Source organism: Vibrio sp. 2033, from assembly GCF_033339735.1.
In genome coordinates this window covers 214,324-226,969 of sequence record NZ_JAWOVC010000004.1, presented here as the reverse complement: position 1 = coordinate 226,969, position 12,646 = coordinate 214,324, and the positions used below count along the sequence as shown (strand labels likewise).

General features: G+C 45.3%; 13 protein-coding genes and 1 other RNA gene. 4 read left to right on the top strand and 10 right to left on the bottom strand.

The window, feature by feature from the left end:
• Window positions 1-16: 16 nt before the first annotated feature.
• The 5 genes from R7P74_RS08585 to rsmI all read right to left on the bottom strand — a co-directional run bounded on the left by R7P74_RS08585 (window position 17) and on the right by rsmI (window position 4,717).
• On the bottom strand, window positions 17-1,810 hold the full coding sequence (locus R7P74_RS08585; protein ID WP_318122804.1) for a penicillin-binding transpeptidase domain-containing protein: 1,794 nt from the start codon (window positions 1,808-1,810) through the stop codon (window positions 17-19).
• Complete coding sequence (gene ftsL / locus R7P74_RS08580) at window positions 1,807-2,124, bottom strand: cell division protein FtsL (RefSeq protein ID WP_005372920.1); 318 nt, start codon at window positions 2,122-2,124, stop codon at window positions 1,807-1,809. The genes R7P74_RS08585 and ftsL overlap by 4 nt, the downstream gene beginning before the upstream one ends.
• A 5-nt stretch (window positions 2,125-2,129) precedes the next feature.
• Entirely contained in the window at window positions 2,130-3,080 is a 951-nt protein-coding gene (gene rsmH, locus R7P74_RS08575) for a 16S rRNA (cytosine(1402)-N(4))-methyltransferase RsmH (protein WP_262635635.1), read from the bottom strand.
• A 175-nt stretch (window positions 3,081-3,255) separates the two neighbouring features.
• Window positions 3,256-3,686: RNase P RNA component class A (rnpB, locus tag R7P74_RS08570), an RNA gene on the bottom strand.
• Between the two features lie 167 nt (window positions 3,687-3,853).
• A complete protein-coding gene (gene rsmI / locus R7P74_RS08565; RefSeq protein ID WP_005372907.1) occupies window positions 3,854-4,717 on the bottom strand; it encodes a 16S rRNA (cytidine(1402)-2'-O)-methyltransferase in 864 nt (287 codons plus the stop codon).
• 68 nt (window positions 4,718-4,785) lie between these two features.
• On the opposite strand from rsmI, the gene R7P74_RS08560 reads away from it, so the two are divergent.
• Genes R7P74_RS08560 through R7P74_RS08545 form a run of 4 tightly spaced genes read left to right on the top strand, consistent with a single transcriptional unit; the run spans window position 4,786 to window position 8,236 of the window.
• Window positions 4,786-6,597: a penicillin-binding protein activator gene (locus R7P74_RS08560; protein WP_005372905.1), complete on the top strand. Its 1,812-nt coding sequence runs from the start codon at window positions 4,786-4,788 to the stop codon at window positions 6,595-6,597.
• Entirely contained in the window at window positions 6,584-6,952 is a 369-nt protein-coding gene (locus R7P74_RS08555) for a YraN family protein (protein ID WP_005372903.1), read from the top strand. The genes R7P74_RS08560 and R7P74_RS08555 overlap by 14 nt, the downstream gene beginning before the upstream one ends.
• Window positions 6,953-6,955: 3 nt before the next feature.
• Window positions 6,956-7,546: a phosphoheptose isomerase gene (locus R7P74_RS08550; RefSeq protein ID WP_005372901.1), complete on the top strand. Its 591-nt coding sequence runs from the start codon at window positions 6,956-6,958 to the stop codon at window positions 7,544-7,546.
• A 21-nt stretch (window positions 7,547-7,567) separates the two neighbouring features.
• Window positions 7,568-8,236, top strand: a complete 669-nt coding sequence (locus R7P74_RS08545) for a BON domain-containing protein (RefSeq protein ID WP_017633609.1) — start codon at window positions 7,568-7,570, stop codon at window positions 8,234-8,236.
• A gap of 71 nt (window positions 8,237-8,307) precedes the next feature.
• Here R7P74_RS08545 and sspB read toward each other — a convergent pair whose 3' ends face one another.
• The 5 genes from sspB to petA form a co-directional block, all read right to left on the bottom strand.
• Window positions 8,308-8,793 carry a ClpXP protease specificity-enhancing factor gene (gene sspB / locus R7P74_RS08540; protein WP_005387408.1) on the bottom strand — a complete coding sequence of 162 codons (486 nt, stop codon included), beginning with the start codon at window positions 8,791-8,793 and terminating at the stop codon, window positions 8,308-8,310.
• A 17-nt stretch (window positions 8,794-8,810) separates the two neighbouring features.
• Entirely contained in the window at window positions 8,811-9,446 is a 636-nt protein-coding gene (gene sspA, locus R7P74_RS08535) for a stringent starvation protein SspA (RefSeq protein ID WP_005372897.1), read from the bottom strand.
• A 96-nt stretch (window positions 9,447-9,542) separates the two neighbouring features.
• Window positions 9,543-10,280, bottom strand: a complete 738-nt coding sequence (locus tag R7P74_RS08530; RefSeq protein WP_005372881.1) for a cytochrome c1 — start codon at window positions 10,278-10,280, stop codon at window positions 9,543-9,545.
• Window positions 10,277-11,542, bottom strand: a complete 1,266-nt coding sequence (locus R7P74_RS08525; RefSeq protein WP_005372880.1) for a cytochrome b — start codon at window positions 11,540-11,542, stop codon at window positions 10,277-10,279. Before R7P74_RS08525 ends, R7P74_RS08530 begins: the two co-directional genes overlap by 4 nt.
• The gene (gene petA, locus R7P74_RS08520; protein WP_005372877.1) at window positions 11,542-12,132 is read right to left on the bottom strand and encodes a ubiquinol-cytochrome c reductase iron-sulfur subunit; all 591 of its coding nucleotides are present in this window, start codon (window positions 12,130-12,132) and stop codon (window positions 11,542-11,544) included. The genes R7P74_RS08525 and petA overlap by 1 nt, the downstream gene beginning before the upstream one ends.
• Window positions 12,133-12,646: the final 514 nt, after the last annotated feature.

Genomic DNA, 12,646 nt, shown 5'->3' with positions numbered 1-12,646 from the left:
CAGTAAACCACAGGGCTTACTGTTGGAATTTGTTTTCGTCAGGTGCAACATTGAGTATTTGTAGCGCGCCTTTCATGATTTCAGAGAAGACAGGAGACGCTACCGAACCACCATAGTAGTCATCGCCTTGAGGCTCATTTACGATCACCACCAAAGCAATTCGCGGATCGCTAACCGGAGCAAGCCCAGCCGTGTAGGTGATGTACTCATCGCTGTACCCACCAGCAGAAGCTTTACGTGATGTACCCGTTTTCGCTCCCACTCGATAACCAGGAACTGCCGCTCTGCGAGCCGAGCCCCCTTTTTGAGTTACGGTTTCCAACATGTCTAATACTTGACGCGCATACTTCGCACTCACCACTTGGCGTGACATGTCATGATCATTGCTTTCGATAATATGAATAGGCTCGTATTTGCCAAGGTTTCCAAGCGTCGCATAAGCATGGGCTAGCTGGATTGGTGTAATCGATAGACCATAACCAAACGCAATCGTGGCGCGCTCAATTGGCGACCAACGAGTTCGTGTAGGAAAAATACCCGTCACTTCCCCAACTAGGTTTAGGCCAGAAAGCTCACCAAAACCCACTGAACTGTACAGCCCAAGAAGCGCCTCTACCGGCATTTGCATTGCTAGCTTCGTCACACCGATATTACTCGACTTTTTAAGGATCGTGGTCAAGCTCGCTTTGCCTACGCGAGAGACATCTCTGACTCGACTACCACCTAAACGTAGGACACCATTACCGGTATCTACGATGGTATCTTTATCGGCTATCCCATTTTCTAAGGCGGCTAAAATAACGAAAGGCTTAATGGTCGAACCGGGCTCCATTGAGTCCGTGATCACTCGGTTACGCATTTGATAGCTTTGCCAATCGCTACGATTGTTAGGGTTGTAAGAAGGAGCATTAACCATGGCCAATACGGCGCCCGTTTTTACATCCAACATGACAACGGAACCTGAAGTGGCGCGGTGGTCCGCAACGGCTTGCTTAATCGCACGATACGCAATCGCCTGTAGGCGCTGATCGATGGTTAACTGAAGTGATTTACCTTCTTGCTTGTCTTGCCAAGCAATGTTTTCCACAACACGACCATAACGGTCTTTACGAATAGTTTTCTTACCCGCCGCGCCAGTGAGCCACTCATCGTAGCTACGCTCCACACCTTCTAGGCCATGCCCGTCAATGCCTGTCACACCGACTAAGTGAGCACTGACCTCACCTGCAGGATAATAACGACGAGATTCCGACTTAAGGCCAACACCTGGCAGCTTTAGCTCACGAATATAGTTCGCCATGGCCGGACTGACCTGGCGCTGCAAGTAGATAAAGCGGCGTTTTTCATTGCGCTTGATTTTGTCTATTAACCCTTGTCGGTCAATACCAAGAACATCCGCTAATGCATGCCAACTTTTGGTCTGGCTTAACGCGTTTTCTTTAAATATCGTGGCAGGATCTGCCCAAACCGCCTCAACCGGTACACTGACAGCAAGCGGCTCACCATTTCGATCCGAAATAATACCGCGAGCAGAAGGAATGGATTTAACACGAACCGAACGTAGGTCACCTTGTTTAATCAGGTTATCTGGCTCAATGATTTGGATGTAGGCTACGCGTGCCACCAAAAGGGCAAATGCACAAAAAACAAAAAACAGTAATAGATGGAAGCGCCAACGAATCAAGAAAGATTCTTCGACCGCCACTTTCACTGCTTTGTTATCGTTTTTCTTTTCCCCCGTAGCCGCTTTCTCTTTTGCTACAGGTTTACGCTTATTGGCTTGTTTCGTGTTGGATTTTTTTCTAATCATTTGAGCGTGACAACCACTTCTTTATCGCCATCAGGTCGTTTCATTTCAAGTTCTTTTTTGGCAAGGTCTTGAACACGACTGTGTTCCGCGAGGGCAGTTTCTTCCAACATTAAGTTACGCCATTCGCTATCTAATCGTTCTCGTTCAACCAACGTATGGTCTTTCTCGGTGATCGCTTGACGCGCATGGTGGGTAGCAAATACCACTCCCATTGCCGATGCCACGATCAATAGCAACAACAGTAATGGCCAGCGACCAACAGTGAGGAGATCTGTTGCAATCAACTTAGCAAGATTAGGAGTGGATTTCGTCATAATAATTAAAGCTTTTCCGCAATTCTTAACACAGAGCTGCGCGAGCGAGGGTTCATTTCAATTTCTTGTTTGCTTGGCTTAATCGCTTTGCTCACCGCTTTCATATTCGCACTACCAAGAGCACGAATTTGCTCTTCCGTCATTGGAATACCGTGTGGCACTTCAGGCCCTTTGCTCTCTTTACGGATAAAACGTTTGACCATACGGTCTTCCAGAGAGTGGAAGCTAATCACAGATAAACGGCCTTCAGGAGCCAGAATGCTCGCCGCGCCTTTAAGTGCCGTATCAATTTCTTCTAACTCACTGTTGATGTAAATACGAAAAGCCTGGAAAGCACGAGTCGCAGGGTGTTTTTTCTCTTTAAAACTTTTCGGTGCGGCATCTGAAATCAATTTTGCCAGCTGACCAGTGCGAACCATTGGCTCATTTTCTTCGTCTTCACGGTAGGCAACAATCGCTTTTGCAATACGGCGCGCATGTTTATCTTCCCCAAACTCGCGAATGACCCAAGTGATATCATCGAGGTCTGCTTCCATCAACCATTGAGATACTGGAACACCTGATGTCGGGTCCATACGCATATCTAGCGGACCGTCTTTCATAAAGCTAAAGCCACGCTCTGCGTCGTCTAACTGAGGAGAAGAAACGCCTAAATCCAGCAGAACACCATCCACTTTTCCAACTAGTCCATACTCTTCAGCATACTCAGCAATACCAGAAAATGGACCATGAATAATGGTGAAGCGAGGGTCATTGATTTTGCCTGCCTCAGCGATCGCTTGAGGGTCACGGTCGATACTGTACAGTCGGCCATTTTCACCGAGTTTAGATAGAATTATCCGGCTGTGACCGCCACGGCCAAATGTTCCATCAATATAGACGCCGTCTGGTTTGATAGCTAAGCCATCAATGGATTCATTTAATAACACGGAAATATGTTGGAAGGTTTCGGTCATAGCTTTCTCGTTGAATGATCTTGAAGCGATTCTTTAGTGTACTGATTTCCTACATCATCGCCACCACAAGTCTAAAGTTAGACGTGATTTACGCCAAGTTTATTGGTAATGACATAGTTTGCGTCAATTAAATGCAAAAAACCCATCACTACCGAAGTAGAGATGGGTCTCGAATAGGTGGAGCCGACACATAAGCCGGGTTCTGTTCCGCTTGCGCGGCGGTAGCCATTCGTCTAGGCCAGCAATCACTCACTGGCTCGAGCAACCTACCCGCCTCCTTACGCGAGCAACGCAATGTGGAGGCCTATTTGGTCTTGCTTCAGGTGGAGTTTACCCTGCTACGAACTATTGCTAGTCGTCCGGTGCGCTCTTACCGCACCCTTTCACCCTTACCTGTACCCTTACGGGCCATCGGCGGTCTTCTCTCTGCTGCACTTGTCGTAGGCTTGCGCCCCCCAGGCGTTACCTGGCACCTTGCTCTATGAAGCCCGGACTTTCCTCCCCTTTGTCAGTCTCCCGAAGGACGTCAACGTCAGTCTCCCAAAGGGACTTCGACGTCAGTCTCCCGAAGGACATCAACAAAGCAGCGACTACCCAGTCAGCTCCGAGGGCGGATTGTATAGAGTTCTAACTTCAGAGTCTAGTTAGATCACAGATATGATGAAATGAATGCACTAAGTGATGACTTTTTAGTCAAGGTGCCAAAAATAGATAATAAAAAGGCCGATGCCTAAACATCAGCCCTCATTGACCATTTATCTCGCTAGCGGCACTTAGTCTAAGTTTTCTAAGCCCCATTTATATAACGCATTCTTCTTCAAGTTATGTATTTCTGCCACCAAAGCAGCTGCTTTTTTCAAAGGCAGCTCTTTGGTCAAAATGCCTAACGTGCGTAAAGCATCTTCAGGTAGTGAGTCGTCTGTTGTTTCACGATGGCCATGTACCAACAATACCATTTCACCACGCTGTTGGTTATCGTCACTTTTCACCCATTCAATCAGCTCACCTAACGGCATGCCTTGAATGGTTTCAAAGGTTTTTGTTAGCTCTCTTGCCAACACAACTTCTCTATCTGGGCCAAGAACGTCTAACATGTCTTGTAGAGAGTCTAAAATACGGTGCGGTGACTCGTAAAAAATACACGTACGCTCTACCGAAGCAATCTCTAGGAATTTATCCTTACGACCTTTGCTTTTCGGTGGTAAAAAACCTTCGAAGCTAAAGCGATCCGATGGCAAGCCAGAGGCACTTAACGCCGTAATGACCGCACAAGCACCTGGAAGAGGCACAACTCTAACGCCCGCTTGACGACATTTTGTCACCAAATGGTATCCTGGGTCGCTGATAAGTGGCGTACCAGCGTCAGAAACTAATGCGATAGACTGACCGGAAAGCAGCTTTTCTACCAAAACTTGTGCTTTTTGCTGCTCATTGTGGTCATGTAGAGCAAAAGTTTTGGTTTGAATATTGAAGTGAGACAGTAATTTGCCCGTATGTCGAGTATCCTCAGCGGCAATGATGTCCACAGTCGACAGAATTTCGATAGCACGTTGGGTGATATCCGCTAAATTTCCGATTGGAGTCGGTACGATATAGAGAGTTGGCCCCTCATTCGGCAACTTATTTTTATCTGTCATTTGTTTACCATCACTTCAACGATTAATATAGAGACAATTTTGTACAAAATTATAGAGAACTCACGGCAATGATTAACCATAAGAGACTCAGTGTACCACGCATACTTACTCCTGTTGCACTAGCAATTACGCTCGCCGCCTGTTCTTCAGGTCCAAGACAGCCTGATGGCGTTGATGTAACACTTGAGCCTACTCAGTCTGTTCAGAACTATATGATCCAAGCTGATAGCACGGAAGGCAGTTTACAAAATGACTGGTTGATCATGGCAACCAAAGCCGCGATTCAAGCAAACCAGTTTGATCAAGCAGAAATGTTGATCAAGCGCCTGGCTCGTCAACAGTTAACCGAAGTTCAGCAAGCAGAGTGGCAACTAGCGCGTGCGACCATACAGCAAAAACAGGGTAATTACTCTCAGTTGCTGCAATTGTTGAATTTTAAACCTTGGTGGAAGTTGCCAAATGAGCAATGGAAAGACTATTACTTGATGCGTGCCGACGCTTATCAAGGTCTTAACCAAGCGTTTGAGGCAAACCGCCAACTGGTTGCATTTGGTCAATATGCATCGTCCGCGGAGCAGAGAGAGATTTCTAGCCGTATTTGGATGAACTTTGGCAGCTACTCCGAGTACGAACTGACCTCATTAGAAACAGAGCCAAATGAAGATGTTTTAGATGGTTGGCTACAACTCGCTATTTATGCGAAAACGCTGTCGGGCAACTTATCCCAACTAAAAAATACCCTAGAACGCTGGTTAAACGAGAACCCATCTCACCCAGCCGCTATCTACACACCAGAAGAGATTCAAAACATTCTCTCTCTAGACATTGTTAAACCAAACAACACCGCTTTGTTACTGCCGCTTACTGGTAAATTCTCGCCACAAGCGCAATTAATTCGTGATGGTTTTGTGTTTGCGATGATGAATGATCGTAACCGTGATCCAAGCGCTACCCTCACGGTAATAGACACTAATGCGTATAACGCCGACCAAATTAAACAACGTTTGATCAATGAAAACATCGATTTTGTTGTTGGTCCTCTAGAAAAAGAGAACGTTGAGCTATTGCACACAACCATGGATGGCTCAGAAAATGGTCCTACGATTCCAGCCCTTGCGCTAAATATTCCCGAAGATGTGCAACCAGATAGCAATATTTGCTACTTGGCATTATCACCGGAACAAGAAGCCGCACAAGCAGCGAAACACTTGTTCAGCGAAGGCTATAACTTCCCTCTGATTCTGGCACCAAAGGGCAGCTTTGGTGAACGTGTAACTGAAGCGTTCAACAAAGAGTGGCGCAAGTACAGCTCTAATAAAGTCGCAGCAAGTTATTTTGGTGACAAGCGCCAACTTCAAAAAGACATCAATGAAGTATTTGGTCTGCAAGAAAGCAAACAACGTATTGCTCAGATGCAATCACTAATGCGTATCAAGCTTGAAACACAGCCACGTAGCCGTCGTGATGTCGATGCGGTTTATATTGTTGCTAGAAGCACGGAACTGACTTTGATTAAGCCGTTTATTGAGGTAGCGATTAATCCAGACGCCAAAGCGCCACAAATTTTCTCTAGCTCGCGTAGCAACAGTGGCGGCGCGACTTACGAAGATCTAACAGGCATCATCTACAGCGATATTCCATTGCTGATTGACCCAGACCCTAGCGTGACCGCTGAAATGAACGAGTTGTGGTCAGAGCAATCTAACATGGAAAAACGTTTGAAAGCACTGGGTATGGATGCGTATAAATTGATTGGGGAGCTGCCACAAATGAAGGTCGTTCCGGGCTACTCAGTTGGCGGCCAAACCGGTATTTTAAGTATCGACAATAATTGTGTTGTACAGCGTGAGCTAAGCTGGGCTGAGCGTGGGGCTCTTTAGCAAGCGCCAAATCGGAAATCAATATGAAGCTCTGGCGAAGCAGTATTTACAACGCCAGGGCTTAAACTTTATTGAACAAAATTTTCTGACTAAGGTCGGTGAGATTGATTTAATCTTCCAACAAGGTGAAACTATTGTGTTTGTTGAAGTCAAATACCGTAAGAACAATCACTTTGGCTCGGCAGCAGAAATGGTGACGCACGCTAAAATGCGCAAGCTAGTCAAAACCGCACAAGTTTGGCTTAGCCAACAAAAGCGCTTAAAACACAATATCGATTATCGATTTGATGTCATCGCCATTCATGATAATGGTCGAGATATCAACTGGATAGAAAACGCAATCTCTGAAGGATAAGCGATGCTAGACAGCATTAAAGACAGCTTTACAGAAAGTATTCAAATTCAAATCGCAGCAGCAGAGGCGCTGCCTGATGCCATTACTCATGCAGCTCAAGCGATGGTGTCGAGCCTGCTTAATGGCAATAAAATTTTATGTTGTGGTAATGGCGGCAGTGCTTCAAACGCTCAACAATTTGTTTCTTGTCTTTTAAACCGTTTTGAAACTGAGCGCCCTAGCCTACCAGCAATGGCCTTAACCGCCGATAATACCACCCTAACCGCAGTGGCCAACGATTACCACTACCAGGAAATCTTCTCAAAACAGGTACGAGCGTTTGGTCAACCAGGCGACATTTTGCTTGCCATGTCGACTAGCGGTAACAGTAAAAATATTATCAAAGCGATGGAAGCAGCCGTAACTCGAGACATGACGATTATCGCGCTAACAGGAAAAGATGGCGGAGAGATGGCAGGACTGCTCGGTGAGAACGACGTCGAAATTCGTATTCCATCACACCGCACTGCACGTATTCACGAAGTACATATGGTAACACTCCATTGCCTTTGTGATCTTATTGACCAGGTGCTTTTCCCTGCTCACGAAGAGTAACCAAGACTGAGAGTCAGAATTATGATACGTAGCCTTGTTATCTTATTAACAGCATTGAGTTTAAGTGGTTGCGCAGGTTTGTTTATCGCAGGTGCAGCAACCACAGCGAATATTGTCACGGACACACGCACGACAAAACAAATCTGGCAGGACAATAACATTGAATTCGAAGTTGCGGCGATCGGCAATAAAGCACCGTTTAAAGGTGAAGTACGTGTCGTTGCCAGTTCATATAATGGGACTGTAGTCCTTATGGGACAAGCTCCGACACAAGACCTTATCCTTGCTTTAGAGCGAAGGGCTCGAGAAGTTAGTGGTGTAAAAGTCATACACAATCAAATCAAACAAAAAGAGCCACTCACTGTTACCCAGATTAGCAATGACAGCTGGATCACAACCAAAGTAAAGTCAGCTTTGCTTACTGATTCTGAGCTTAATGGTGTTAAGGTTAAAGTGATCACCGAAGATGGCGACGTTTTTCTGTTTGGTTATGTCACGCCAGAGCAAGGCGATCGAGCGACAGAAATCGCGCGTAATATCTCAGGCGTAAAACAAGTCATTAAAGGGTTCCAATACGGCGAAATGGAGCCTGTTGAAGTAGACTTACCGAGTGACGGTGTACAAACAATAGAAAGTGAGGCAAGTACAGAAAGTGAAGAGAACGTCGAAGTCTTTACGATTAGTGAGTAATTTCCAAAGTCTGGCTTGAAATCATCTTCAACAAGTTAAAAAGAAAAAAGCAGCGTTACGCTGCTTTTTTATTATTTAATCACTCTTAAGCTTGGTTTGCCTTTTGGTCGAGGAGCATCGTCCTCTTCGGCATCTGAATCAGAAACTAACTCAGAAGGCTCATCGCTAACCGTTGTGAACGATGGGGATGATTCTTCCTCGGTCATCGCTTCTTCTTCGATGTGAGTGTACGCTTCTTCTGGTTCAAACATAGTACCAGCACCATTCTCACGTGCATAAATAGCTTGAACAGCATACACAGGCACGATCACTGAGTGCGGACGACCGCTAAAGCGAGCATGGAAGGTAATCGCATCATTACCTAACTCAAGATTACCCACTGCACGTGGCGCAATATTCAAAATAATTTGACCATCTTGAATAAATTCAACCGGGACACGCACCCCTGGCATTGTTGCATCCACAACCAAGTGAGGAGTCAAGTCATTGTCTACTAACCAATCGTAAAATGCGCGAAGCATATACGGGCGGCGAGCAGTCATTTTTGCAATATCCATAACGTGTTTTAAATCGCTTAGCGAACTAGGCGCATTTCACGTTCAGCTTCAGTCAAAGAAGCAAGGAACGAATCACGTTCAAATACGCGGTTCATGTATACCTTGATTTCTTTTGAACCAGGGCCAACAAGATCGATACCAAGTTGAGGCAAACGCCACAATAGTGGTGCTAGGTAACAATCGATCAAGCTGAATTCTTCGCTCATGAAGTACTCATATTCAGCAAAAATTGGCGCTAACGTCAGAAGATCATTACGCAGCTTTGTGCGTGCTTTTTCTGATTCTTCCGCATTACCTTTCATCACTTTTTCAGCGAGTGAATACCAGTTGCGTTCGATACGGTACATCATCAAGCGGCTGTTGCCACGAGCAACAGGGTAAACCGGCATTAGAGGTGGATGAGGGAAGCGCTCGTCCAAGTACTCCATGATGATTTTTGAATCGTAAAGAGCTAGCTCACGGTCAACAAGAGTTGGCACTGATTTATATGGGTTTAGCTCAACAAGCTCAGCAGGAAGGTTTGCTTCGTCAACAAGCTCAACTTCAACACTTACGCCTTTTTCAGCTAGTACAATGCGAACCTGATGGCTATACAAATCTGATGCACTTGAGAAAAGAGTCATCACAGAACGTTTATTGGCAGCTACAGCCATGGAGCCCTCCAGTACACTTACAAATAAAAACAATGGAGGCTAAGCCTCCATTGTACATCAATTAAAATTGGGAATTAGCACGGTATTTTAGCACAATTAATGCACATCGCGCCAATACTCTTTCTTGAGCATCACAACAACGATGGTTAGAAGCACTAAGAAGCCCATTACCCACCAGCCTAGAGCATGACGCTCAAGCTGCACTGGGTCACCTGAATAAACTAAGAAGTTAACGAGATCGCCAACCGCTTTGTCATATTCGCCTTCACTCAGCTCACCGGTGCCATCGGTTTCAGTACCAACAACAACTTGTACTTCTTCGCCATCTACGATTTTCGTATCGTAAATCGGCGTCGGGATGCCCTGTAGCTCTTCAAGCACATGCGGCATACCAACACTCGGGAAGACGATGTTGTTCACGCCGAATGGACGAGATGGATCAACATAGAAAGAGCGTAAGTAAGTGTATAACCAATCAGCACCACGAACTCGTGCAACCAACGTAAGATCTGGTGGTGGAGCACCAAACCAGTTTGCCGCTTGCTTCGGTGGCATAGCATTGACCATTAGATCACCGATTTTCGCTTCAGGATTGAAAATCAGGTTTTCTTTCATTAAGTCTGTTGGAATTTCCAAGTCTGTTGCTACACGCTCGTAACGCTGGTATTGCGTAGAGTGACAAGCAAAACAGTAGTTCATGAACAACTTCGCGCCGTTTTGTAGCGAAGCTTTATCCGTAAGGTCAACATTCGCTTTATCCAGCGGAACATTGGCCCCAGCTGCCATCGCTAGTGATGGCAACATAGCAAATAGAATTACAATCCACTTCTTCATTTGAATGTCACCCTCTCTGGTAATGGTTTGGTTGCTTCATTTTTGCTGTAGAAGAACAGCAACACAAAGAACATGAAGTAACACAAGCTAAAGATCTGAGATAGTAGTGTGTACGTTGGTGTCGCTGGTAACGCACCTAAAATACCTAGAGCGATAAAGGCGATAGTGAACTGTACAATATTCAATAGATGAAGTTTGCTACGGTAACGGTATGAACGAACTTTACAACGATCCAACCAAGGTAGAACAAACAGCACTGCAATTGACGCACCCATTAGGATAACACCTAATAGTTTGTCTGGAACCGCACGTAGGATTGCGTAGAACGGCGTGAAGTACCATACCGGAGCAATATGCTCTGGTGTCTTCAATGGGTTTGCAGCTTCAAAGTTAGGCGGCTCAAGGAAGTACCCACCCATTTCTGGGTTAAAGAACAGCACGTAACAGAAGAAGAACAAGAAACCAGCAACACCGACCAAGTCCTTAACCGTGCCGTACGGATGGAAAGGAATCGAATCAATGATGTCATATTTCTTCGTGTAGTAATCGTGGAACTTGAATTGCGTTTTGTAATCGTCGCCCATTGAGCCTTTTGGCAGCTTAGTTTCGATACCATCCGGGTTGTTTGAGCCTACTTCGTGCAGCGCCAATACGTGCAGAACAACAAGAAGAAGCAAAACAATAGGCAGTGCAATAACGTGTAGTGCGAAGAAACGGTTTAGCGTTGCACCAGAGATGATGTAGTCACCACGAATCCAAAGCGTTAGGTCATCACCGATAACAGGAATAGCGCCAAACAGGGAAATGATTACCTGCGCACCCCAGTATGACATCTGACCCCATGGAAGTAGGTAACCCATGAACGCTTCAGCCATGAGAACAAGGAAGATCAACATACCGAAGATCCACAATAGTTCACGAGGTTTTTGGTATGAACCGTAGATCAAACCACGGAACATGTGAAGATACACAACAACGAAAAACGCTGACGCGCCAGTGGAATGCATGTAACGCAGAAGCCAACCGTACTCTACATCACGCATAATGTATTCGATAGACGCAAATGCACCGTCACCTGAAGGAACATAGTTCATCGTTAGCCAAATACCCGTTAGGATTTGGTTAACAAGAACCAGCATCGCCAGAGAACCGAAAAGGTACCAAAAGTTGAAGTTCTTAGGCATTGGGTATTCAGACAAATGCTTTTTATAAGCATTCATTGCAGGAATACGCTTTTCAACCCAATCTAACATTGCTTGCATTATGCATCTCCCTCATCAACACCCACAATGAGCTTGGTATCGCTCAAATACATGTGCTTAGGAACGACAAGGTTCAACGGAGCAGGTACTCCTTGGAACACTCGACCAGCCATGTCGAACTTAGAACCATGACAAGGACAGAAGAAGCCAGATCTTACGCCCTGCACCTGCTCAGAGAAAGAGTCAGGTAGATAGGTTGGTGAACAACCTAAGTGGGTACAGAAACCAACTGCGACGAAAAACTCTTCCTTAATCGAACGAAACTCATTCTGAGCGTACTCAGGCTGCTGCTCCATTTCAGATTGTGGATCGCGAAGCTTATCACCGATCGATTTTAAGTTATCCAGAACGCTTTGAGTGCGGCGAACAATCCATACAGGTTTTCCCTGCCACTCAACACGAACCAGCTGACCTGGTTCAATTTTACTTATATCCACTTCCACCGGTGCGCCCGCCGCTTTGGCTTTAGCACTCGGATTCCATGATTTGATAAAAGGCACGGCGACGGCGACTGCCCCTAACCCACCAACAACTGCCGTTGTAGCGGTTAGAAAACGCCTGCGACCGTTATTTAAAGGCGCGTTGCTCATCCAAACATTCTCCCATTTGCTCCCTTTGGATCGTTATTATTCCGCTTATAAGAGCATGGCTAACAAATAATGAATTTAGTTCTATTTATTGGAGGGAAATGATAAAGAAAACCCTACTTTTTGACAAGATAAAGCTACCTTTTTGTAACATTTGTGAGGCAAATCGCTCGCGTCGTCACAAAAGCGGCAGAATTATAAAAAATTGATGTGATTTGTAACAAGAAAGCACCACATAGAAGCCCCGCTGAAAGCAGATAAAACCTTTTATCTTGGTAGTTTTCAGTTAATTACACAGAGAAATATTTCGTATTACGCGTTCAGCTTACTGTGTTTATATTTTCAATTTTGTAGCACGCAGAATGCTCAAAAAGGAGCGTAAGTCATTTTAAAACATGTTACAGGAAGAATAAGATACAAAGACATTCTTGCTGATGAATACATCTATGCTGCATCGCAAGAGAAAGCGTGGTGAGTCGCGATTAAATAAGGCACACATATAAAACGGCACTGGCAA